Origin of the sequence: Campylobacter concisus, assembly GCF_002912425.1 — a bacterium.
Taxonomy (GTDB): Bacteria; Campylobacterota; Campylobacteria; order Campylobacterales; family Campylobacteraceae; genus Campylobacter_A; species Campylobacter_A concisus_AH.
On sequence record NZ_POYR01000054.1, the window covers coordinates 1 to 21750 of the forward strand.

Sequence of the window (21750 nt, forward strand, 5' to 3'; positions counted from 1 at the left end):
ATATAATCCCTCTTTTACAAAGGCGTAGCGACTTTACAAAAAGGAGGCAAATGAGCGAGAAAAACCCAGTTTCAAATTTTATTTCAGCTGATGATGAAATGCTTACTTTTTTGTCAAATTTGGGTCAAAAATGGCACAAAAGCGATGATGTAGCAAATTTTATAGAGCGAAATTTTACCTTTGTCGGCTCAAAACCGCTTTTGCAAAATTTAAAAGATTATAAAACGGCTGATTATAAAAATTTTGCTGATATTAAAAATTTTCTAAGCTCATATCCAAGTATTCAAAGCAAAATTTTAAGCAGCGAGATAGGCTACGTCGGCGATGGTCTAACTAGCCTAGAGCTTAAATTTGCGCCTGAATGCTTTTATGATTTTTTAAAATTTATGGTTGAAAATGTCCCGCAACATCACTATTTTTGCAGCCCAAAAGAGGGCTGGATATTACTCATTGCGATGGAGAGATACGTAGAATTTGGCGTTTTAGATTAACAGATTTTTTGAATAAATTTACACGCAAATTTAAAAATAAATTCCGTCCATAAAAGTCCTAAAATTTAGCAAAAAAGTCAAATTTACACGCAAGCATCGCCTGTCGCTAGTAAAATTTAATCATTTTTTTTATATAATCCCTATTTTTCACAAAGGTAGATAGATGGATAGAAAATCGTGGAGTTCAAGACTTACATACATTTTAGCTGTTGCAGGGGCTACGGTCGGCTTTGGCGCTACGTGGCGGTTTCCTTACTTGGTCGGTCAAAACGGCGGCGGGGCCTATGTTCTCGTGTTTTGCATAGCGATGATAGTCATTGGTATTCCTATGATTTTGGTTGAAAACGCCATCGGTAGGCGTCTAAAATGCAACGCCGTTGATGCATTTGGCGGCACGATAAATGGCAAAAAGATCAGCAAAAAGTGGCAGATAGTCGGCTGGATGGGGCTTGTAGGCGCATTTGGCATCATGGCTTATTATATGGTTATCGGCGGCTGGGTTTTAAACTATATCGCTCAAATTTCATTTGGCCTGCTTGACCTCTCGCACATCGTGAGTTTTGAGCAAACGAGCGCATTTTACGAGCAAAATATCGTCAGCAACCCGCTAGCCATAAGCTTTGCGACTCTTGTTTTTGTTCTAGTGAATTACGCTATCTTGGTGCAAGGTGCAGTTGGCGGCATCGAGCGCTCAGCAAAATACCTAATGCCGCTTCTTTTTATCCTAATGCTCGTCATGATCGCTAAAAACATCACGCTTGATGGCGCGATGGATGGCGTGAAATTTTATCTAACGCCTGATTTTTCAAAAATAAGCTTAAAGCTTTTTGTCGAGGTTTTGGGGCAGGTTTTCTTTGCGCTCTCGCTTGGATTTGGCGTGATGATAACGCTCTCAAGCTTTGTTAAAAAGGACGAAGGGCTGGTTAAAATTTCTATCATCACTGGCATCTTAAACACCGTCATAGCCGTGCTTGCTGGCTTTATGATATTTCCGTCGCTCTTTAGCTACGGCGTCTCGCCAGATAGCGGGCCTAGCCTAGTTTTCAAGTCGCTTCCGATCGTCTTTTCGCACATGCCATTTGGCGGATTTTTCGCTGTTGCGTTTTTCGCGCTTCTTATGATCGCTGCGCTTACAACATCGTTACCGATATATGAAGTGATCATTACTACATTGCAAGAGAAATTTAAGATAAAACGCAAAAAAGCGATATTTTTGGTGCTTAGCATCATCTTTTTGCTAGGGAATTTGCCCTCACTTATGGCTACAAATTTACTAAGCCACGTGAGCATTTTTGGTAAAAATATCTTTGACGCATACGATGCGATAAGTGCGACGATATTTTTCGTGCTAACCTCACTTGGATGTGCGATATTTGTGGGCTGGGTGCTAAAAGATGAAGCGAAAAAAGAGATCTTGCAAGGCAGTGAAAGATACGCAAAGCTTATAAACATTTGGTTTTTCTATATCAAATTTATCGTGCCTTTTGTCATTTTGGTGCTATTTATCAGCAGTTTTTACGACAACTTTTTGAAGTGAAATATGCGTGAGCTTGTAAATTTTGATAGCGGTGAGCGCCTAAGACTTAGCGTAGAGGATAAAGCCTTAGTGAGCGTGAGCCAAAAAGGCGGCAAAACAAAGCAGAGTAAAAAAGAATTTGCAAGCGAGACGGAGGCTAAAAAAGCCTGCGTCAAAAAAGAGTTGGAGAGCCTAAAAAAGGGCTTTGTCCTGCAAGATAGCGAAGCAAAAGCAGGAGAAGCATGCTTGCACGTTTATATCGGTGGCGGATACACTGGAGCACTTTCGTTTGCAAGCTTAAGAGATGAAATTTACGTCTATAAATGCGGCGGACAAAAAGATGGCGGCATGCCTAGTGATCTTTTGGTGAGACTGGATAAAAGTGGCGCTACAAAAGAGCAGATCGCATTGCCAAAGCCGCTTGCATGGGACGTTCAGTGCGCAGGCGAAAATTTATTTTTAGACCTTGATCATGAAATTTACATTTTTGAGCCAAAAGAGGCTAAATTTCGTGAAATTTTAGCCGAGCAAAATGTCAAGAAAAGTAGCGAGATAGCGAGCTTTATCTGTGCTTCAAATGATGTGGCAGTTTTTGGCATGTTTGGGCAGATTTTTACCTTTAAAAATGGCGAAATTTCAAAGATCGGCGAGTATAAATGCAGCTCAAAAAACCACGTGCCGATACTTTGCGCTGCTCTTAGTGCGGATGCTAGCATGCTTGCACTTTGCACCAAAGAAAATGAGCTACAAATTTTAAATGCAAAAAATGGCGAAATTTTAAGCGAGCTAAGAGCAGAATTTGGCGTGCTAGATAAAATTTGCTTTTTGGATGAAAACACACTTTTGATTAGGCAGTATCTTGAAAACAAGCTATTTTGCGTAGATATCAAAAGCGCAAAAGTATCAAAGCAGCCTTGGATCAAGGATGAGTACCTAAGGGCGAGCGAGTTTTGCATTGACGCCGTAGCTGATAAGCTTGTGGTGATAGATCAAAGCAGGGCATATGCCACCAATCTAAAAAGCGGCGACGTGAGAGTGGAATTTACGCTAGATCATGTCGTAAAGAGCTGTGAGGCTAAATTTATAGATGGCAAGCTCGCAGTTAGAACGGACTATGGCTGCTTTAGTCTTTATGAAATTTAAGGGAGAATATGTTTTATACACTTTTATTTATCTATATTTTTTATGTGCTTTTTAAGCTTTTTTTGGCGAATTTGCAGATCGGCTTTGTAAGGGCTGAGGCCAAAAAAGAGCCAGTTGTGCTTGAAGAGAGCGAATACAAAAACGCCGCAGTTGCCGCCGTGACAAATCTAAAATTTGAAATTTTTAGCCTCGTCTATCACGCCGTTATCTTCTTTGCGTGGATAAGCTTTGGGCTAAAAATGCTCTCAAATGCTTGCCTAAAAGATGGCACCACGTTTGAAAATATCCTCTTTGTGATGAGCTTTTTGCTTATCTCATCGCTGCTAGATCTGCCGCTAAATATCTACGAGAGCTTTGTAAAAGATAAAAAGCTTGGCTTTTCAAATATGAGTGCAAAGATATTTTTGGTTGACACTATAAAGTCGCTGGCTCTTATGCTAGTTTTTGGCTCGGCCTTCGTCTGGCTCGTGCTTTTATGTATAAATTTTCTTGGGGAATTTTGGTGGTTTTGGGCATTTTTGCTAAGTTTTGGCATCGCTTTAATCATAAATTTAATATATCCAACACTCATCGCGCCTATCTTTAACAAGATGTCGCCACTTGAAGATGGCGAGCTAAAAGGCTCGATAGAGGGTTTGCTTGAAAAATGTGGCTTTAAAAGTAGTGGCGTTTTTACGATAGACGCTAGCAAGCGCGACAACCGCTTAAACGCCTATTTTGGCGGACTTGGAGCGACAAAGCGAGTGGTGCTTTTTGACACGCTGATAAAAAAGCTAAGCACCGCGGAGATCGTGGCAGTTTTGGGGCACGAGCTTGGGCACTTTAAGCATAAAGATATCCTAAAAATGATAGCGCTAAGTGCCTTTATGCTATTTTGTCTATTTTTCATCTTTGGAAACGTTGGCGCAAGCGCATACGAGGCGATAGGACTAGGTCAAAATGGCGCTAGTATCATCATATTTTTGGTGCTTTTCTCGCCTATTTTTAGCTTTCTTTTCTCGCCTATCATCTCTCACTTTAGCCGTAAAAATGAATTTGGCGCAGATAGATTTTCAAAAGAAATTTCAAACAAAACCGACATGATAAACGCCCTAACCAAGCTTGGCAGCGAAAACAAAGCATTTCCAAAGTCACACTGGCTTTACTCATTTGTCTATCACTCGCACCCAAGCCTTTTTGAGCGGATAAATGAGCTAGAAAATGAGAGTTGAAGAGGCGCTTAAAGAGGCAAATTTAAGGCTAAAGTCACTTTGTGAGAACCCAAGCAGGGTGGCTAAAATTTTGCTCATGAGCTACCTTGATGTGAGCATCGAGTGGATATTTTTAAACCAAAAGAGCGAATTTGACGATGTCGGCTACTTTGCCCTTGTAAAGCGCTTTGAAAACTATGAGCCGCTTGAGTACATTACCGGCAAGGCTGGCTTTTATGGCTTGGAGTTTGAGGTAGAAAGTGGCGTTTTGATACCGCGCCCTGAGACTGAAATTTTGGTTGATAAAGTGCTAGAGATAGCAAGCGGCTATAAAGCACCAAAGATCGCTGAGATCGGCACTGGCAGCGGGATAATAAGCGTCATGCTAGCTCTAAAAACAAACGCTAAAATAGTAGCCACCGATATAAACGAGAAGGCTCTAAATTTGGCTAAAAAAAATGCGCTTAAATTTAATGTAAGTGAGAAGATCGACTTTGTAAAGTGCTCATATATCGATGAAATTTCAGGTGGTATCGACATCTTGGTCTCAAACCCGCCTTACATCGCGCGAGACTATAAACTTGATAAATTTGTGATAAACGAGCCGCATGAGGCGCTATTTGGTGGCGAGGTCGGAGATGAAATTTTAAAAAATATCATCCTTATCGCTAGAAACCGCGACATAAAACATATCGCCTGCGAGATGGGCTATGATCAAAGAGCGAGCATGGAGATGGCGCTAAAATTTAATGGCTATAAAAGCGCTTTTTACAAGGACTTAGCGGGCTTTGACAGGGGCTTTTGTGCGAGATTAAAATTATAAAGGAGAGAGATTGAGAAGTATCTATTTTTTACTATTAGCAGCGGTGATCGGCACTGAGCTAACGCTTGGAATTTTGGTCGCGCCAGTCATATTTTTCCCACAAAGCATCATAGGCGAGGGGGTGCTGACGCATTTTATGAGCGGGCAGATGATGACAAAGATATTTTTAAAATTTAACTATGTTTTGCTATTTGTAAGCGCATTTGTGGTAGTTAGCGAGCTCTTTGATCTAAGAAAAAAGCTTGCATTTTCACTAAAATTTAGCACATTTATGCTCTCGTTTTTAAACTTAGCCCTAGCGCTAAGCTTTGTCTTTGTCTTTACGCCATTTATCGTGCAGGCTCAAAGCCTTGGCGCAGAGGCGACGCAGACAGCGGAGTTTGCCAAGATGCACAGCACAAGCGAATATGTGATGAAAGTGATGCTTGTTTTACAGCTCATTTTGTTTTTTCTGAAATTTAAGATCAGTCAAGATGAACGCCAAGCCTGATATCCAAATCTTAACAAATTTTTTAGCCGAATATACAACAGCTATGGTGAGTGCTGGCACATACACAGCGCGCGTAGAAAAGTGCGTCGACCGCATAGCTAATCACTACGGATACGACGTTAGCGTGACCATTTTTGTGAAGTATTTTACCATTAGCGTGATGGACTCGGCTGACAACTCCCTGCGCCGAACTTATGTAAGAAAGATCCCTCTAGGGCACGTTAGTTTTAACAGAATTTCTGAGCTATCCTCACTTAGCTGGCAAATTTTAGATGAGAGTTTGAGCTTAGATGAAGCTAAAGAGAGTTTTGATAGTGTGATGAGTGTTGGTGCAAATAAATTTGCTAGCTCGCTTATCTTAATAAGCCTTGCAAATGCGGCATTTTGCAGACTTTTTGGAGGCGATGCTGGCTCAGTTATTTGCATATTTTTTGCAACGCTTGTTGGCTACACTCTTAAATTTGCCCTTGTAAAAATGGGTGTAAATTTAAAAATCCAATACGTCCTTACATCCTTTGTCGTCTCATTTATCGCCTATCTTGGCGTATCTTACGGACTTACGCACACAAGCGACGTGGCGATAGGCTCGTCTGTGCTCTTTATGATGCCTGGCGTTTTTCTCATAAATTCAGTCTTTGACATCCTAAATGACAACACCCTTGTTGGCATCAGCAGAGCCATAAGCACGGGCATCCTCATACTTTGCATGGCTGTTGGCGTCTATATCACGCTAACGCTTAGCAGTGCGGAGATATTAAATGTTTGAGCTTTTGAGTGAAACGCTTGTAGATGCTGGCTTTGCTGCGGTGGCTGGACTTGGCTTTGCCTATGCTAGCTCGCCTCCAAAAAGAACTCTCATATTTTGTGCCTTGCTTGCTGCATTTGCGCATGCTAGCCGCTTTTGGATCATGCAGATGGGATTTTTTAACATCAGTGTCGCAACGCTCATTGTCTCTTTTATGAGTGGAATTTTAGGCATGCTCTTTGCCAAACGGCTAAAGGTGCCAGCTGAGATCATCGCATTTCCAGCGCTTTTGCCGATGGTGCCAGGAGTTTTTGCATATAAAGGGATATTGGCGCTTTTTTCATTTTTAAATGAGACAAGCATCGCTAAGAAAAACGAGTATTTGATCATATTTTTTGATAACGCGATCACGACTACGACGGTTTCGTTAGCGCTTGGTGTGGGCGTTTCGGTGGTGCTTACCTTGTTTTATGATCAATCACTTACGATAACTAGAGGCGCTAAACGCGAGCCTAGCAAGAGCAAATGAAAATTTAAAGGAGCTTTGCAATGAAGATAAGAATTTATTACGAAGATACCGATGCAGGTGCCATCGTCTATCATACAAATTATATTAAATATTGCGAGCGAGCTAGAAGTGAGGCGTTTTTTGAAGCTGGGCTAAATTTTACAAAAGAGGGCGGATACTTTGTTGTTTTGGCACTTGAAGCTAAATTTCTCGCTTCAGCAGTGCTTGGCGATGAGGTTTTTGTAAAAACAAAGCTCATAGAGCTTAAAAAGGCAAGTCTTGTTTTAGAGCAAGAAATTTATAAATTTGAAGAAAAAGATGTAGAAAAAGTGCTCTTTAAAGCGACTATCACGCTAGCTTTTATGAAAGATGGCAGGCTAGCAAAGATAGATGAGAGCATGAAAGCTTTTATAAATGGGGTTAAATTTTAGCAAGTAAAACTGCTAAATCCCGCTTGTGCTATTTTGCTCCTGCGAATTTACCTCATTAAAGTGATCGCTTTTTGTATCATAAATTTTCACATCATATAAAACTTGCGAGCCATCAACTCTCTCAGCAAAAATTTTGCTGGCACTTTTGTTTATGAAATTTGTATAGATATACTCCACTCCCAAGGCACTCGAGTAGCCGATCTGAGAATACCTAAAATCAACCCCAAAAATATCTCCAAGCCCTAAAAAGCTCTCATCAAGTAAATTTAGCGAATTTGCCACAAAGAGGTTTTGTCTATCTCTTTGCGTGATGGCGCTAAAGATATTTGGCAAGAAATTTATCTGCGTGCTTAAAAGCACGTAAGGCTTTATCTCAAAGCCTCTCATCTGCGTTGCTACAAGAGAAGCTTTAACTATAGGGATGTTTAAAAAGATGCTTGCATTATCAAATTTAGACTTTTTGCTTAAAGTGTTGTTTAAATTTATATCTTTGCCAGTGATCGAGCTCTCGTAGTAGTCGCTACTTTGCATGCGTACATACTCATTTAGTTTTTGTGCTAGAGCGCTGCCATCGTCAAAGGCGACTATCTTTTCGTTGGCAAAAGCTAGCAGGGCTGAAATTTGCGCTTTATAATCAACCCCGCCAAAGATCAAATTTGGCTTTGGAGCTGTCACAAAAGAGCTATGAACGCTTGGGATGTAGATGAGTTCGTTTGGCAGGATGAGAGAATTTACTATGTTTGCGCCATTTTGAGTAAGGGCTGCTATGAAGTAGATAAAGCCCTCGTTTCTAGCGTTTTGAAGTGCATTTTGAAGGCTAGGCAAACTCTCGTCGCTGCTATTTATAAATTTCACTTCGACATTTGCGTCTTGTTTTAAGATATAACTTAAGATCGCGTTTGATACGACATTTGCGTATGATTTTATAATCTTTTGAGGGATGATGACTGCTATCTTATCACTTACAGCTAGTTTTAAAACCATCTCTCCGCCAAGTGAAGTGTAAAGGTCTAAAAGTGCCTTATTATCTATCTTTGCTGGCTCAAATCTCGCCATAAAGCTAGCTAACATATCGCTTTTTACAAGCTCATTTAGGCAAGAGCTATCACAAAATTCTGGCTCTAAATTTATGTAAGTGATCTTTGCTGGCGGTATGCTTGAGAGGCTTTGATTTTTAGTGATGTTACTTTCAAATTTTGCCTCAGTGATCTCGTCTTGCATCTCGCTTAAGACTTCATTTTGCGCTGCAAAAAGGCTTACAAATATAACTAAAAAAAGAAAAAATCTTTTCATATCACTCCCTTGATTTTTTTCAAATCATCTATAAAATTTTCTTCAAAACTTGGATTTTTGCTGATCCACTCTGGTGAAAAAGTTGGCATTATAAACCTATCATCATCTTTTAAAATGCTCCCTCTTATACTTGAAAATCCGCCCTTTGAGAGCAAATTTGGATAAAGGTGCATAAAAGCTTCCTCTCCTAAAGTGATGATAATTTTTGGCTTAATAAGCCTTATCTCTTCTAAAAGATATGGCCTACAAAGCTCAAACGAGCTCTTTAGAGCTTGATTTTTCGCGTCATTTTGTGAAATTTCACAGCGCAAAAGCAAGCTTATATAGACACTATCTTTTTCTAAATTTAAGCCATTGTTTATAGCATTTTCTAAAATTTTGCCACTTGCGCCTTCAAAATAATCATCTTTTTTGCAAAGCGATACAAACATTATCTTGCTATTTTTATCACCAAAGCCAGTAAAAACGCACTTTGAGCTATTTCTCAAAAAGCAAAGAGAGCACTTTTTTATCTCGCTATTTAGCTCGTCTATGCTGTTATAATCTTGATATTTACTTAAATTAAGAAAATTTTCATCTATAAAATTGTAACCGATCGCTTTTAAGAAAAGTAATTTTTCTAAGAGATCTTTATTTTTATGAAATTTCATTTTTGGATTATAACTTGATTTACTTAAAGTTTAAATTATAGTTTTTTCGGGCTGATTTATTCAAAGGAATTTAAGTATTGCTTTGATAAAATCCCACTTTTTATATTAACTTTAAGGATAGAAATGAAAAGGACTTATCAACCTCATAAAACCCCTAAAAAACGCACTCATGGCTTTCGTTTAAGAATGAAAACTAAAAATGGCCGCAAGGTTATCAACGCTAGACGTGCTAAAGGTAGAAAAAGATTGGCTGCTTAGCTGGTTTTGAGTCACTAAGTGACTCGAGAGAATTTTCTCAGGTTTATAAAGAGGCCAGCAAATGGCACTGCGACGCTTGCGTAGTTTTTTATAAACCTACAATTGAAAAAAAATTAGCAGTTGTTGCTAGCAAAAAAGTGGGAAAAGCAGTAGTTAGAAATAGAGCAAAGAGACTTTTAAGAGCTGCTTTTTTTTCTATTTCTAATGAGCTAAAAGATGGCACTTACATTATGGTCGCAAAAAATGGAATTACAGAAATTTCATTTGACAAAATTTGTAAAAATTTGAGCTGGTCTACAAAAAAAATGGGATGTCTAAAATGAAAAAATTTGCGATTAAATTTATCGCTTTTTATCAAAAATATATTTCCATACTTCTGCCAAAAAGCTGTCGCTACTATCCGACTTGCTCACAATACGCCATTTGGGAATTTCAAACAAACAGCTTTTTTTCTGCTTTTTTTGCAACATTCATGCGAATTTTAAGATGCAATCAACTTTTCAAAGGCGGTATCAACTACCCAATCATCCGCAAAAAATTTAACTCATGTTTTATATTTCAAAAAAGCGATACCAAAAATGTAAATTTCTGGTTTATCCCTTGCCAAAATAGTAAATTTTATGTCGTAAAAGTATTAGATAAATTAAAGGAAAAAAATTAAATGGAACAGATGTCTATGCAAAAAAGGTTGCTTCTTGCAGCACTTTTGTCAATCGTATTTTTCATAGTATATGACTTTTTTATGCCAAAAAGAGCTCCACTAGAGCAAAACCAGACGACGATCACTCAAACAATGGACCAAAGCAAAGCCCCAGCCTCTACTAATGATACTCCAAAATCAAATGAAAATTTAGCTTCAAACGAGATAATCGCTACCATCAAAGGTCAAAGCTACGAAGCAAAGATAGATAAGCTAGGTAGGATCGCGAAATTTTATCTCACCGAAGATAAGTACAAAACAGAAGATGGCAACAAAATCGAGCTTGTTTCACAAAATCCACTACCGCTTGAGCTTAGATTTAACGATAGCACTTTAAATACTGATGCTTTTAAGGTTGCATATAGTAGTGACACTAGCGAGGTAGATGCTAGTAGCGAGCCTAAAACCATAAAACTCACTCAAAATTTAAACGGCGTTACAGTCACAAAAAATATCAAATTTTACCCAAATGGTCGTTACGAGGTTGAAGTAAATTTAAGTAAAAGTGTTGATTATTTCATCACTCCTGGCTTTAGACCAAATATCGCGATAGATAGCTACACAGTTCATGGTGTCATGCTTAGAAATACAGACGATAGCCTAAATATTATAGAAGATGGCGATGCAAAAGAGGTTAAAAACTATGCAAACACAACTATAGCAGCTGCATCTGATAGATACTACACAGCGCTATTTTACTCATTTAACAAGCCATTTGAAGCTGTTGTGGATAAAGATGCAAATAACAATCCTATCGTCTTTGTAAAGGCAAATGATAGTCTAAAACTAGGCGCTTACATCGGACCAAAAGAGCATAAAATTTTAAGCTCGATGGATGAGAGACTAAATGACGTTATCGAGTATGGTTGGTTTACATTTATAGCAAAGCCGATGTTTGCATTCTTAAATTTCTTGCATAACTACATCGGCAACTGGGGTTGGGCGATAGTTGTGCTAACGCTTGTCATAAGGATAGTTTTATTCCCACTTACATATAAGGGCATGCTATCGATGAATAAGCTAAAAGAGCTTGCTCCAAAGGTAAAAGAGATCCAAACAAAATATAAAGATGATAAACAAAAGATGCAAGTTCATATGATGGAGCTATACAAAAAACATGGCGCAAATCCGATGGGTGGCTGCTTGCCGATCTTGCTTCAAATTCCGGTATTTTTTGCGATCTACCGCGTTTTGCTAAATGCGATCGAGCTAAAAGGTGCTCCTTGGATACTTTGGATACACGATCTTTCAGTGATGGATCCATACTTTGTGCTGCCTATCTTAATGGGTCTAACGATGTTTTTACAACAAAAACTTACACCAACGACATTTACCGATCCTATGCAAGAAAAGGTTATGAAATTCTTGCCTTTGATCTTCACATTTTTCTTTGTGACATTCCCAGCAGGTCTTACACTTTACTGGTTTGTAAATAACGTTTGTTCGGTCGTTCAACAAGTCTTTGTAAATAAACTTTTTGAAAAACATAAAAAAGCTGCGGAGGTAAAAGCTCAATGAAAATAGAAGCAAATACTCTCCAAGAGGCATTTCAAAAGGCAGCCGAGGAGCTTAACTGCTCGGTTACTGAGCTTGATATAAAGGTTTTGCAACACCCAAGCGGTGGAATTTTTGGATTTTTTAAAAAGACAGCGATCATTGAGGCAAATTTAGAAAATCAGCCAAAACCACAGCAAAAACCAAAAAATGATAGAAGTTTTGCTAAAAAAAGCGATGAAAACGAGCCTGTAAAAGAAGAGAAAAAACAGAGCAAAAAACACGATCATAATGATAAAAAGCGAAATCCTAAAAAGCATAAAGATGAGAAAAATGAGGCTAAGCCTGAGCAAAAAGAGCATAAAAATGAAAAGCAAAATTTAAGCGAGAAAAACTCAGCTCTTGCAAAAGATGCCTTTGCTGAAAAGGGCGAAAAAGAGGCTGAAGAGCCAGGATATGTTATAAAAAGACTTGATGAGCCAAAGGCGCCTAAAGAACAAAGAGAGCAAAAAGAAGCAAAAGAGTCGCAAGCTAGCAAAAGTACTCCTAAAAATATCCTAGATACTTCAATCATCGAAAATTTCAACCATACAGATGAAGAGAGCTCGGCGCAAAATTTGCCAAAAGAGAAAAAAGAGAAAGCTGTAATTGACTTTGATAAAATTTTGCCTGAGATAAAAGAGGGCATGACGCGTCTTTTTAAAGCAAGCTGCTTTGAGATAGATAAGGTAGAGGTTAGTAAATTTAACGATGAGACTGTGCTTATCGAGCTAGACGGTGCTGATGCGGCGCTACTTATCGGCAAAGAGGGCTATAGATATAAAGCGATCTCTTACATGCTTTATAACTGGCTAAATTCAAAATACAACCTTGCTATCCGCCTAGAGATCGCGCAATTTTTGCAAAATCAAGAAGCGATGATGGATCAATATCTAAATGGTGTGATCGAGCGTGTGCAAAATAGCGGTAGAGCCCAAACGAAGCCGCTTGATGGGGTTTTGGTTAAGATCGCGCTTGAGAAACTTCGCGAGAAATTCCCAGATAAATATGTCGGCATAAAAAGCGGCAATGACGGCAAATTCGTCGTCGTAAATGATTTTTTCAAAAAATGAGTGAAACTATCGCAGCCCTTGCCACAGCTTATGGCATCGGCTCAGTTTCTATCGTAAGGCTTAGCGGCAAGGACGCCCTAGTCACCTCTTTAAAACTCCTTAAACTTTCAAATTTAGAGCCAAGATACGCAAAACTAGCCAAAATTTACTCCCTTGATGATGAAATTTTAGACGAGGGCATAGTTATATATTTTAAAGGCCCAGCAAGTTTTACTGGCGAGGACATTGTCGAGTTTCAAACTCATGGTGGTGTTATGGTGAGTGAGAGAATTTTAAATGAGCTAATAAGAGCTGGTGCTAGGCTTGCTATGCCTGGCGAGTTTAGCAAGCGGGCATTTTTAAATGGCAAGATGGACCTAGCCAAGGCCGAGGCGATGCAAGGGCTCATCACTTCAAAAAGTGAGATCGCTGCTAAAATTTTGACCCGCCAAATGCAAGGTGATCTTAGTAAATTTGTAGGCGAGATAAGAGGCGAAGTGGTCAAAACGCTTGCCTTTGTCGAGACTATGATCGACTATGCTGATGATGATCTGCCTGCAAATTTGCTAGAGCAAACCAAAGATATGCTTTTAAAAAATAGTGAAAAACTAGAGCGCATAGCCACTCTTAGCGAGCAAAGAAGAGGGCTCATAGATGGCTTTAAGATCGCAATAGTAGGTAAGCCAAATGTCGGCAAAAGCTCCATTTTAAACTCATTTTTGGCTTATGAGCGTGCGATCGTTAGCGACGAAGCTGGCACAACTAGAGATAGGATAGAAGAAAATTTCAAGATCGGCTCGCATCTAGTTCGCATAATAGACACCGCAGGCATTAGAAAAGATGCTGGAAAGATCGAGCAAATCGGCATAAACTACTCGATCTCTGCTATAAACGAGGCCGACATCATCCTAGCTGTCTTTGACGGCTCTTGCCCAAGTGACGAGCAAGATAAGGAGATAATTAGGCTCGTTTCTAACTCAAATAAAAAAGCCTTTTTTATCCTAAACAAAAGCGATCTGGCATTTAAATTTGACATGAATTTGGATGGCGCTATCAAAATTTCAGCAAAAAATGATACGAGCGTAGTTTTAAAAGAGCTTGAGGGTTATCTCAAGACGCAAGACACCGACGAGATCATGCTAAGCTCAAACCGCCAAATTTTAAGCTGCAAAGAGGCGAGCGAGGCTTTAAAAAGAGCATTTTTAAGACTAAATGAAGAGGAACTAGAAATTTTTGCTTATGAGCTAAATAGTGCGGTAAAGGCGCTCGCAAGTATCACAAAGCCATTTGAGAGAAGTGAAATTTTAGATGAGATGTTTAGCCATTTTTGTTTAGGAAAATGATACTTTTTTTGGTTAAAATTTGCGCTTTTTAAAGGAGAGAATATGAAAATTTTACTTTTAAATGGTGGCAAAAAATTTGGCCATTCAGATGGCAGGCTCAATCAAACACTTCACGATCTTGCGTGCGAAAAACTAGCAAAAATGGGTCACGAGGTAAAACAAACCGTGATAGATCAAGGCTATGATATCGAGGCTGAAGTTGAGAAATTTCTCTGGATGGATGCGGTAGTTTGGCAGATGCCAGCTTGGTGGATGGGCGAGCCTTGGATAGTGAAAAAATATATCGACGAGGTCTTTACGGCAGGACACGGCAAGCTTTATACGAGTGATGGCAGGCACAGGGTAGATCCAGCCAAAAACTACGGCAAAGGCGGCTTGCTAAATGGCAAGAATTTTATGCTAAGCCTTACTTGGAATGCCCCAGCCGAGGCATTTAGCGATCCAAACGAGTTTTTTGAGGCGCGCGGCGTTGATGGAGTTTATTTTCATTTTAGAAAGGCAAATGAATTTATGGGCCTAAAGTCGCTTCCATATTTTATCTGCTGCGATGTTATCAAGATGCCAGATGTGCCAAGATACCTAAAAGAGTATGAAGCGCATCTTGAAAAAGTTTTCAAAGCGTAAAAACAAATTTCTACCGCTCTCTAGCCATTTGCGCTAGAGGGCATTTAAATTTATATCTATCTTGTGTGGGGAAAATGAGGAGAAAATTTCTATTTTTAGCTGTGGCTATATTATTTGCAGGGTGCGCTGGCAAGCAAATTTTAAAGCCAAGCGAAAAGTCAAATTTACTCTACCTTGAAAATAACGAAACCTTGCACGAGATGAAATTTTATAAGCTTCAAAACAGCCTAGATGACTTTAATAAATTTGCAAACATTGTCGGCAAGGCTGAGATAAAAGCAGCCAGCACAAATGCAGAATTTAGTGCTCTTGGCGATCTCATGCAAGGCAGCGAAGCAGACAAAATGGTGCTTGTTAAAAATTTAAGCACTAACCATGAGCTCATCTTGTCAAATGCTAGTGACATAGAGGAGCTCGTAAATGCAAAAAATATCAAATTTTATGAAATTTCAAATGGAGCTATCAAAAGCGTAGTTTATAGCACAAAGAGCATGCCAGTTTGCGAAGCTTTTGCAGGTGGCAAAGAGGTGATAAAAGTAAAAAGTGTGACAAATCATCCTTTGAAAAATGGCTTTTTTGCGGTGATCTTAAACTCAGATATATCTAATGATCAAGGCTTTTTTCTAAGAGAGACGAGGTATTATTTCAACCTTTCAAGTGAAGATGAAGAGAAGATAAAAGCTGAGACGCTAACGCAAAATTTTTACAAAACATTTATCGAAAGTGACCTAGTGAGACAAGGTGAAATTCTCTCAAATGTGCTTTGTTTTAGTAAATTTCAAAAGGCTTTTTAGTAACTTTTTATAAGCAAGGTTGTAAAATAGCTTAAAATTCTTAAAAGGTTACATCAATGGATAAAGCTACCATACAAGCACATAAAATCAGCGACGAAGAGTATGAAGAGATCTTAAAAATTTTAGGCCGTGAGCCAAATTTACTAGAGCTTGGCATATTTTCAGCTATGTGGAGCGAGCACTGCAGCTACAAATCAAGCAAAAAATACCTAAACGGCTTTCCGACAAAGGCACCTTGGGTCATCCAAGGACCTGGCGAAAATGCCGGCGTCATCGACGTTGGCGACGGGGTTGCGGCTGTGTTTAAGATGGAGAGTCACAACCACCCAAGCTTTATCGAGCCGTTTCAGGGTGCTGCAACTGGCGTTGGTGGAATTTTAAGAGACGTCTTTACGATGGGCGCAAGAGTCGTTGCGAACATGAACTCACTTCGTTTTGGCGAGATAAGAGGCGAGGGCGAGCTAGCCAAAAAGCATAGATATTTGCTAAAAGGAAGCGTCGCTGGCATAGGACACTACGGCAACTGCATGGGTATCCCAACGATCGGCGGTGAGACTACCTTTGATCCTAGCTTTAATGGCAATATCTTAATCAACGCCTTCGCGCTTGGCCTTTGCAAAAGTGATGAAATTTTCTACGGCAAGGCTGAAGGTGTTGGCAACCCAGTCATCTACGTAGGCTCAAAGACCGGCAGAGACGGACTTGGCGGCGCTGTGATGGCGAGCGATAGCTTTAACGATGAAAATAAATCGCTTCGCCCAACGGTGCAAGTGGGCGATCCATTTGCCGAGAAACTGCTTATGGAGGCGTGCTTAGAGCTTTTCAAAAAAGACTACATCATCGGCATCCAAGATATGGGCGCAGCAGGACTAACGAGCTCTAGCTTTGAGATGGCTGGCAGAAGCGGCAGCGGCATGAAGATGTATCTAGACCGCGTGCCGATGCGCGAAGTTGGCATGACGCCTTATGAGCTAATGCTAAGCGAGTCTCAAGAGCGTATGCTAATATGTGCTAAAAAAGGTTTTGAGCAAAAGGTGCTTGAAATTTTTAGAAAGTGGGACCTTGACGCTGAGATCATCGGCGAGGTCACAAGTAGCGGCGTGATGCAGCTTTACTGGCACGGTGAGCTTGCAGGCGAAATCCCTATCGGCCCACTTAGCGAGGCAGCTCCGGTGCTTGATCGCCCAGTCGCACGTCCAAAATACCTTGATGAGATAGCAAATTTAAAAATTCCAAATAATGTCGATAACAAAAGCGCATTTTTCAAGCTTTTAAAAGAGCCAGAAGTGCTAAATAAAAGCTTCATCTACGATCAATACGACGCAAATATCCAGACAAATACGATAAAACAGCCAGGTCACTTAGGCGCTGCAAGTATCAGAGTAAAAGGCACTAAAAAGGCCGTCTCTATGGCTGCTCAGTGCGATCCAAGAGCAAATTTCGTTGATCCAAAAATAGGCGCTGCAAGAGCTGTCGCTGCAGCTGGTAGAAAGGTCGCGATGAGCGGCGCTGTGCCACTTGCGATAACTGACTGCCTAAACTACGGCAATCCGCAAAATCCAGAGGTTATGTGGCAGTTTAAAGAGGGCTGCGAGGGCATAAAAGAGGCTTGCCGTGAGCTAAATACACCAGTTGTTAGCGGCAATGTGAGCCTTTATAACGATACCGACGGCGTTAGCGTCTATCCAACGCCAGCCATCGTGACAGTTGGCGTCAATGAAGATGCAAATTTAAACCTAAAAAGCACATTTTTAAGCGAGGGCAGGGCGATTTACTTGCTTGGCGAAACAAGCGGAGAATTTGCAGCTTCGCTTTACGCAAAGGCACTATTTAACGTGGTTGGCGGTAAGCTAAAAGAGGTTGATTATAAAGCCGAGAGAGCCCTTTGGGACCTAGTTATAGAGGCAAATAAAGAGCAAATTTTAGAGTTTGCAAATAGTGTAGGCGTAGGCGGTCTTGCTATCACGCTAGCAAAAATAGCTAGCATCTCAAACATCGGCGTAAAATGTGAAGTTAAATTTAAAGAGCCAAATTTTATCTTTGATGAGAGCTTTTCAAGAGCGGTTGTGGGTGTAAAAGACGAGGCTAAATTTGAAGCACTTGCGGCTAAATTTGGTGTGAAATTTGAAAAGATCGGCGTTAGCGGAGGCAAGAGATTTAAGCTAAATGAGATAGATGAGAGCTTAGAGGACGTAAGAGAAATTTATCTAAATGAGTTTGCAAAAATCGTAAAAAAGGAGGACTAAGAGATGTTTTCTAAAAAGGAAAAAGCAAGCGGGGAAAAGGAAGTAGAGCAAAACGAGAAAAAGGGCGTGGCAAAACCGCCAGTGCTCTTTAGCGATACTCAAAATTTGATAAGTTCGATCGAAAAGAGGCTAAACGCCCCTTTGATAACCTACTACAACTCAAACGCTGGTAATGTCTGCGGCAACGATGCCAGCGCAATGTATGAAATTTTAAAGGGTAAAAAGATAGATACTGCCTATCTTTTCATAAAAAGTGATGGCGGAAGCGGTATAGCCGCACTTAGGATCATTAGCACCCTTAGGAACTACTGCAAAAATTTAATAGCACTGATCCCATCAAACTGCGCTTCAGCTGCTACGATGATGGCGCTTGGCGCAAACGAGATCGTGATGGGCCCACTTGCCTATCTAACGCCAGTTGATACCTCTTTAAAACACGAGCTAAGCCCTACAAACAAGGGCAACGAGCTTGTTAGCGTCTCTATGGACGAGCTTAGCCGTGTGGTGAAGCTTTGGAAAGAGCAGGACAAAGATAGACCAAACGACACAAACCCCTACAACTCGCTATATGAGTATATCCATCCGCTAGTTTTTGGTGCGGTTGATCGTGCTAGCTCGCTCTCACTTAAAATTTGCTCTGAACTACTTAGATATCACATAGATGATGATAAAAAGATAGTTGAAATTTCAGAGAGACTAAACGCAGACTACCCAGCACACGAGTATCCGATACTCTTTCGTGAGGCGCAGGAGATCGGTCTGCATGTCAAAAAGATGGACGATGATCTAAACGAGATGCTTCAGGAGCTAACGCTACTTTACTCAGAGATGGGGCAGCGTGCCTTTACCGACTACGATGAGAACAGCTATCACGATAACAACATCGCAAACATTATCGAGACAAACGGCAAGCAAATTTACTATCAGATCGATAAAGACTGGTTTTATCGCCCTGAGGAGCGCCGCTGGAACGTGATGAACGACGAGAGCTCATGGCGCAAAAATGAGCTGGTAAATGGCAAGATAAAAAATACGATCTATCACTTGTGGTAATATGTCTGGAGTCCTGTTTTTACTGATATTAGGCGGTGCGATATTTTTATTTATGAATGTCCAAATAGGTAGTAACCGCAAGAAGCAAGCAAATGTAGATGAGGCTAAATTTCTAGTCTCACTGCTTGCAAAAGTCGCTAAAAGTGACGGTAGAGTTAGCGAGCTAGAGGCTAGACTGATCACTCAAGTGCTTGATGATCTAAGTCAGAAAGTTAGCGGCGTGCGTGAGTATCTAAAAGAGGTCTATAACAGCCAAAAAGAAAATGTAGATAACGCCTATGAAACCGCTAGAAACTACAAGCGCGCGTTTAATCTAAACTACGATACCTGCGTGGCTAGGCTCACTTTTTTTCTAAATTTAGCCTATATAGACGGAGAATTTAACAAGAGCGAGCAAGATGTTATAAGAAATATCGCTTATGGATTTGGCATCGACAAAGAGACGCTTGATGAGATAATCTATAAATTTGATAGCTTTTATGGCTCGAGATTTGGGGCAGATCACGATGAGATAAGCCAAGAAAACGATGCATTTGAGGTTTTGGGACTTAGTAAAAATGCAAGCCTTGATGAGATAAAGGCTCGCTACAAAGAGCTTGTGAGACAGTATCACCCTGACATTTTGATGGGCAGAGGTGAGAGCAAAGAGGTGATAGAGCGTTCAACCAAAAAGCTTCAGGAGATAAATGAGGCTTATGGGCGATTAAAAGAGAAATTTGGAGTTTAGATGAAGAAATTTGTGATTTTACTTTTGGCTGTGGCTGGCTTTTGCAGAGAGCTAAACGTGAGCGATCTTAATGGAAATGAGATCAAATTTGAGCTAAAAGATAGCGCGCTTTTTGAAAATGGCAAAAAGATCGGCGAATACAATAAGACAAGCGCTGCTAGTATCATCCTAGCTGGTAATGATGGCGTTGAGGCTGACTTTAAGGCAGTTAGAGCTAAAAATTTAAATGAGTTTAAAGAGTATATATTTTCAGATGAGGGCGGCATAAAGGTGGTGAAATTTAGCGCTAAAAGCCCGATCTGCGAGGCATTTAGTAAAAAAGAGGCTGTAAATTTAAGCGTGCTAAGTTCAAGCTATTTTAGTGGTAAGCAAATTTCAAACTATGCCTTTAGTGTGGATATCGCAGGTGGCAAGTTTCAAAATTTGGTTAAAAAGAGCCACTTTGCAGTAAATGCTAGCGGCAAAAGTTTAGAAAAACTAGAAAATTTAACAGAAGAAAATATCAAAAAAGACACAGCCATGGGGCTACTTGTGCTTGAAAAAGCGATGTGTTTGGCGGAGAAATAAAATAAATTTAATCAATCTAAAGGAGAAAAAATGAGAGCGTTGCTTAGCGTTAGCGATAAAGAGGGCATTGTAGAGTTTGCAAAGGGGCTAGAAGAGCTTGGCTGGCAGATACTTTCAACTGGTGGCACCTATAAACTTTTAAAGGCTGAGGGCGTCAAAGCTACTGAAGTTAGCGAATTTACGGCGTCGCCTGAGATGTTTGAGGGCAGGGTAAAGACCCTTCATCCAAAGATACATGGCGGCATCTTGCATAAACGTGACGACGCTACGCACGTGGCTCAGGCAAAAGAGCATGGCATCGAGGGGATTGACCTGGTTTGCGTAAATTTATATCCATTTAAAGAGACTACGATTAGAACTGATGACTTTGCCGAGATCATCGAAAATATCGACATCGGCGGCCCAGCTATGGTAAGAAGTGCGGCTAAAAATTTTAAAGACGTCCTTATCGTTACAAGTGTGCTTGACTACGATGAAATTTTAAAGCGCCTACGAGAAAAAAGCGATGATTTTGAGTTTAGAAGATCGCTGATGATAAAGGCTTACGAGCACACAGCGGCCTATGACAGCACGATCGCAAACTATATGAATGATAGATTTAACAGCGGTTTTGGCGATGCTAGATTTATCGTGGGAAGCAAAGTTTTTGACACTAGATACGGCGAAAATCCACACCAAAAAGGGGCACTTTACGAGTTTGATTATTTCTTCACAAACAACTTTAGAGCCCTAAAAGGCGAGGCAAGTTTTAATAATATGACCGATATAAATGGCGCATTGATGCTTGCAACTAGTTTTGATGACGCGCCAGCAGTGGCTATCATCAAGCACGCTAATCCTTGCGGTTTTGCGGTAAAAGATACGCTGCTAGAGAGCTATATAGCAGCGCTTAAGTGCGATCCGATCTCAGCATACGGCGGCGTAGTCGCGATAAATGGCACGCTTGATGAGGAGCTAGCTAAAAAGATAAATGAAATTTACGTTGAAGTAATCATCGCTGCAAATGTCGATGAGGCCGCGCTTAAAGTCTTTGAGAGTAAAAAACGCATCAAAATTTTCACACAAGATAATAAATTTTTAGTGCGTGCAAATGATAAATTTGACTTTAAGCACATCGATGGTGGCTTTGTATTTCAAGAAAGAGACTTCGTAAAAGACGAAGAGCTTGAAAATATGAAGCAAATGAGCAAGAAATTTGCAACTGGCAGCGAGCTAAAAGACGCTCAGATCGCGTGGAAAGTGGCTGCGCTAACGAAGAGCAACTGCGTAGTTTATGTAAAAGATGGCGCGATGGTGGCCATTGGCATGGGTATGACTAGCCGTGTGGATGCTGCACGTGCGGCCGTGGCAAAGGCAAAAGAGCTAAAGATCGACCTAAGTGGCTGCGTGCTTGCAAGCGAGGCGTTCTTTCCATTTAGAGATAGCATCGACATCGCTAGCAAAGTGGGCGTAAAATGCGTCATCGAGCCAGGCGGCAGCATCAGAGATGACCCTTATACACATCCTCGAGCCCACGAGACCCTAAGACAACCCGTATGCCGCCTTCTGCTTGAAAAAAAAAACAACTCTGATC

24 protein-coding genes are annotated in these 21750 nt (G+C 40.4%); 22 read left to right on the forward strand and 2 right to left on the reverse strand.

Annotated features, from left to right (window positions below; translation table 11 throughout):
• Nucleotides 1–50: 50 nt before the first annotated feature.
• From CYP84_RS03300 to CYP84_RS03340, 9 genes are all read left to right on the forward strand, one after another.
• Complete coding sequence (locus CYP84_RS03300) at nucleotides 51–491, forward strand: hypothetical protein (RefSeq protein ID WP_103636668.1); 441 nt, start codon at nucleotides 51–53, stop codon at nucleotides 489–491.
• A 163-nt stretch (nucleotides 492–654) separates the two neighbouring features.
• The gene (locus CYP84_RS03305; RefSeq protein ID WP_103636669.1) at nucleotides 655–2028 is read left to right on the forward strand and encodes a sodium-dependent transporter; all 1374 of its coding nucleotides are present in this window, start codon (nucleotides 655–657) and stop codon (nucleotides 2026–2028) included.
• Nucleotides 2029–2031: 3 nt separating this feature from the next.
• A complete protein-coding gene (locus CYP84_RS03310; protein ID WP_103636670.1) occupies nucleotides 2032–3150 on the forward strand; it encodes a hypothetical protein in 1119 nt (372 codons plus the stop codon).
• Between the two features lie 8 nt (nucleotides 3151–3158).
• On the forward strand, nucleotides 3159–4361 hold the full coding sequence (locus tag CYP84_RS03315; protein ID WP_103636671.1) for a M48 family metallopeptidase: 1203 nt from the start codon (nucleotides 3159–3161) through the stop codon (nucleotides 4359–4361).
• Nucleotides 4351–5163, forward strand: a complete 813-nt coding sequence (gene prmC / locus CYP84_RS03320; protein ID WP_103636672.1) for a peptide chain release factor N(5)-glutamine methyltransferase — start codon at nucleotides 4351–4353, stop codon at nucleotides 5161–5163. Before CYP84_RS03315 ends, prmC begins: the two co-directional genes overlap by 11 nt.
• Before the next feature lie 10 nt (nucleotides 5164–5173).
• On the forward strand, nucleotides 5174–5653 hold the full coding sequence (locus tag CYP84_RS03325; protein WP_103636673.1) for a DUF4149 domain-containing protein: 480 nt from the start codon (nucleotides 5174–5176) through the stop codon (nucleotides 5651–5653).
• Complete coding sequence (locus CYP84_RS03330; RefSeq protein WP_103636674.1) at nucleotides 5637–6419, forward strand: threonine/serine exporter family protein; 783 nt, start codon at nucleotides 5637–5639, stop codon at nucleotides 6417–6419. Before CYP84_RS03325 ends, CYP84_RS03330 begins: the two co-directional genes overlap by 17 nt.
• Complete coding sequence (locus tag CYP84_RS03335) at nucleotides 6412–6927, forward strand: threonine/serine exporter family protein (RefSeq protein ID WP_103630435.1); 516 nt, start codon at nucleotides 6412–6414, stop codon at nucleotides 6925–6927. Before CYP84_RS03330 ends, CYP84_RS03335 begins: the two co-directional genes overlap by 8 nt.
• A gap of 20 nt (nucleotides 6928–6947) precedes the next feature.
• Nucleotides 6948–7337, forward strand: a complete 390-nt coding sequence (locus CYP84_RS03340; RefSeq protein ID WP_021085568.1) for a YbgC/FadM family acyl-CoA thioesterase — start codon at nucleotides 6948–6950, stop codon at nucleotides 7335–7337.
• 12 nt (nucleotides 7338–7349) lie between these two features.
• On the opposite strand, the gene CYP84_RS03345 is transcribed toward CYP84_RS03340, so the two are convergent.
• A complete protein-coding gene (locus CYP84_RS03345) occupies nucleotides 7350–8630 on the reverse strand; it encodes a hypothetical protein (RefSeq protein ID WP_103636675.1) in 1281 nt (426 codons plus the stop codon).
• On the reverse strand, nucleotides 8627–9280 hold the full coding sequence (locus CYP84_RS03350; protein WP_103636676.1) for a uracil-DNA glycosylase family protein: 654 nt from the start codon (nucleotides 9278–9280) through the stop codon (nucleotides 8627–8629). Before CYP84_RS03350 ends, CYP84_RS03345 begins: the two co-directional genes overlap by 4 nt.
• A 123-nt stretch (nucleotides 9281–9403) precedes the next feature.
• Here CYP84_RS03350 and rpmH point away from each other — a divergent pair, with 123 nt between their 5' ends.
• The 13 genes from rpmH to purH all read left to right on the forward strand — a co-directional run.
• Nucleotides 9404–9538 carry a 50S ribosomal protein L34 gene (rpmH, locus tag CYP84_RS03355; protein WP_002940373.1) on the forward strand — a complete coding sequence of 45 codons (135 nt, stop codon included), beginning with the start codon at nucleotides 9404–9406 and terminating at the stop codon, nucleotides 9536–9538.
• On the forward strand, nucleotides 9526–9861 hold the full coding sequence (gene rnpA / locus CYP84_RS03360) for a ribonuclease P protein component (RefSeq protein WP_035142427.1): 336 nt from the start codon (nucleotides 9526–9528) through the stop codon (nucleotides 9859–9861). Before rpmH ends, rnpA begins: the two co-directional genes overlap by 13 nt.
• Nucleotides 9858–10199: a membrane protein insertion efficiency factor YidD gene (gene yidD, locus CYP84_RS03365; RefSeq protein WP_002940252.1), complete on the forward strand. Its 342-nt coding sequence runs from the start codon at nucleotides 9858–9860 to the stop codon at nucleotides 10197–10199. Before rnpA ends, yidD begins: the two co-directional genes overlap by 4 nt.
• The gene (gene yidC / locus CYP84_RS03370; protein ID WP_103636677.1) at nucleotides 10200–11756 is read left to right on the forward strand and encodes a membrane protein insertase YidC; all 1557 of its coding nucleotides are present in this window, start codon (nucleotides 10200–10202) and stop codon (nucleotides 11754–11756) included. It abuts the gene before it with no gap.
• Complete coding sequence (locus CYP84_RS03375) at nucleotides 11753–12844, forward strand: Jag N-terminal domain-containing protein (protein WP_103636678.1); 1092 nt, start codon at nucleotides 11753–11755, stop codon at nucleotides 12842–12844. The genes yidC and CYP84_RS03375 overlap by 4 nt, the downstream gene beginning before the upstream one ends.
• The gene (mnmE, locus tag CYP84_RS03380; protein ID WP_103636679.1) at nucleotides 12841–14166 is read left to right on the forward strand and encodes a tRNA uridine-5-carboxymethylaminomethyl(34) synthesis GTPase MnmE; all 1326 of its coding nucleotides are present in this window, start codon (nucleotides 12841–12843) and stop codon (nucleotides 14164–14166) included. The genes CYP84_RS03375 and mnmE overlap by 4 nt, the downstream gene beginning before the upstream one ends.
• Before the next feature lie 42 nt (nucleotides 14167–14208).
• Nucleotides 14209–14790 carry an NAD(P)H-dependent oxidoreductase gene (locus tag CYP84_RS03385; protein WP_103636680.1) on the forward strand — a complete coding sequence of 194 codons (582 nt, stop codon included), beginning with the start codon at nucleotides 14209–14211 and terminating at the stop codon, nucleotides 14788–14790.
• A gap of 74 nt (nucleotides 14791–14864) precedes the next feature.
• Complete coding sequence (locus tag CYP84_RS03390) at nucleotides 14865–15584, forward strand: hypothetical protein (RefSeq protein WP_103636681.1); 720 nt, start codon at nucleotides 14865–14867, stop codon at nucleotides 15582–15584.
• A gap of 56 nt (nucleotides 15585–15640) precedes the next feature.
• Nucleotides 15641–17830, forward strand: coding sequence for a phosphoribosylformylglycinamidine synthase subunit PurL (gene purL / locus CYP84_RS03395; protein WP_103636682.1), 2190 nt, complete (start codon nucleotides 15641–15643; stop codon nucleotides 17828–17830).
• Between the two features lie 3 nt (nucleotides 17831–17833).
• On the forward strand, nucleotides 17834–18883 hold the full coding sequence (locus CYP84_RS03400; RefSeq protein ID WP_021085548.1) for an SDH family Clp fold serine proteinase: 1050 nt from the start codon (nucleotides 17834–17836) through the stop codon (nucleotides 18881–18883).
• A gap of 1 nt (nucleotide 18884) precedes the next feature.
• Nucleotides 18885–19610 (forward strand): TerB family tellurite resistance protein, encoded by a 726-nt coding sequence (locus CYP84_RS03405; RefSeq protein WP_002940434.1) that lies wholly within the window; start codon nucleotides 18885–18887, stop codon nucleotides 19608–19610.
• Nucleotides 19611–20177: a hypothetical protein gene (locus CYP84_RS03410; protein ID WP_103569784.1), complete on the forward strand. Its 567-nt coding sequence runs from the start codon at nucleotides 19611–19613 to the stop codon at nucleotides 20175–20177.
• Between the two features lie 30 nt (nucleotides 20178–20207).
• Nucleotides 20208–21750, forward strand: a 1543-nt coding sequence (gene purH / locus CYP84_RS03415; RefSeq protein ID WP_258033884.1) for a bifunctional phosphoribosylaminoimidazolecarboxamide formyltransferase/IMP cyclohydrolase, incomplete at its 3' end; no start/stop codon positions are given.

Excerpts from the sequence above, each read along its gene's own strand:
- CYP84_RS03330 (WP_103636674.1), top strand. The coding sequence starts at position 5,637 with ATGAACGCCAAGCCTGATATCCAAATCTTAACAAATTTTTTAGCCGAA.
- CYP84_RS03385 (WP_103636680.1), top strand. The coding sequence starts at position 14,209 with ATGAAAATTTTACTTTTAAATGGTGGCAAAAAATTTGGCCATTCAGAT.
- CYP84_RS03375 (WP_103636678.1), top strand. The coding sequence starts at position 11,753 with ATGAAAATAGAAGCAAATACTCTCCAAGAGGCATTTCAAAAGGCAGCC.
- rpmH (WP_002940373.1), top strand. The coding sequence starts at position 9,404 with ATGAAAAGGACTTATCAACCTCATAAAACCCCTAAAAAACGCACTCAT.
- CYP84_RS03400 (WP_021085548.1), top strand. The coding sequence starts at position 17,834 with ATGTTTTCTAAAAAGGAAAAAGCAAGCGGGGAAAAGGAAGTAGAGCAA.
- CYP84_RS03310 (WP_103636670.1), top strand. The coding sequence starts at position 2,032 with ATGCGTGAGCTTGTAAATTTTGATAGCGGTGAGCGCCTAAGACTTAGC.
- CYP84_RS03405 (WP_002940434.1), top strand. The coding sequence starts at position 18,885 with ATGTCTGGAGTCCTGTTTTTACTGATATTAGGCGGTGCGATATTTTTA.
- prmC (WP_103636672.1), top strand. The coding sequence starts at position 4,351 with ATGAGAGTTGAAGAGGCGCTTAAAGAGGCAAATTTAAGGCTAAAGTCA.
- mnmE (WP_103636679.1), top strand. The coding sequence starts at position 12,841 with ATGAGTGAAACTATCGCAGCCCTTGCCACAGCTTATGGCATCGGCTCA.
- yidD (WP_002940252.1), top strand. The coding sequence starts at position 9,858 with ATGAAAAAATTTGCGATTAAATTTATCGCTTTTTATCAAAAATATATT.
- CYP84_RS03340 (WP_021085568.1), top strand. The coding sequence starts at position 6,948 with ATGAAGATAAGAATTTATTACGAAGATACCGATGCAGGTGCCATCGTC.
- CYP84_RS03315 (WP_103636671.1), top strand. The coding sequence starts at position 3,159 with ATGTTTTATACACTTTTATTTATCTATATTTTTTATGTGCTTTTTAAG.
- CYP84_RS03350 (WP_103636676.1), bottom strand. The coding sequence starts at position 9,280 with ATGAAATTTCATAAAAATAAAGATCTCTTAGAAAAATTACTTTTCTTA.
- purL (WP_103636682.1), top strand. The coding sequence starts at position 15,641 with ATGGATAAAGCTACCATACAAGCACATAAAATCAGCGACGAAGAGTAT.
- CYP84_RS03390 (WP_103636681.1), top strand. The coding sequence starts at position 14,865 with ATGAGGAGAAAATTTCTATTTTTAGCTGTGGCTATATTATTTGCAGGG.
- CYP84_RS03305 (WP_103636669.1), top strand. The coding sequence starts at position 655 with ATGGATAGAAAATCGTGGAGTTCAAGACTTACATACATTTTAGCTGTT.
- CYP84_RS03410 (WP_103569784.1), top strand. The coding sequence starts at position 19,611 with ATGAAGAAATTTGTGATTTTACTTTTGGCTGTGGCTGGCTTTTGCAGA.
- CYP84_RS03300 (WP_103636668.1), top strand. The coding sequence starts at position 51 with ATGAGCGAGAAAAACCCAGTTTCAAATTTTATTTCAGCTGATGATGAA.
- CYP84_RS03335 (WP_103630435.1), top strand. The coding sequence starts at position 6,412 with ATGTTTGAGCTTTTGAGTGAAACGCTTGTAGATGCTGGCTTTGCTGCG.
- yidC (WP_103636677.1), top strand. The coding sequence starts at position 10,200 with ATGGAACAGATGTCTATGCAAAAAAGGTTGCTTCTTGCAGCACTTTTG.
- CYP84_RS03345 (WP_103636675.1), bottom strand. The coding sequence starts at position 8,630 with ATGAAAAGATTTTTTCTTTTTTTAGTTATATTTGTAAGCCTTTTTGCA.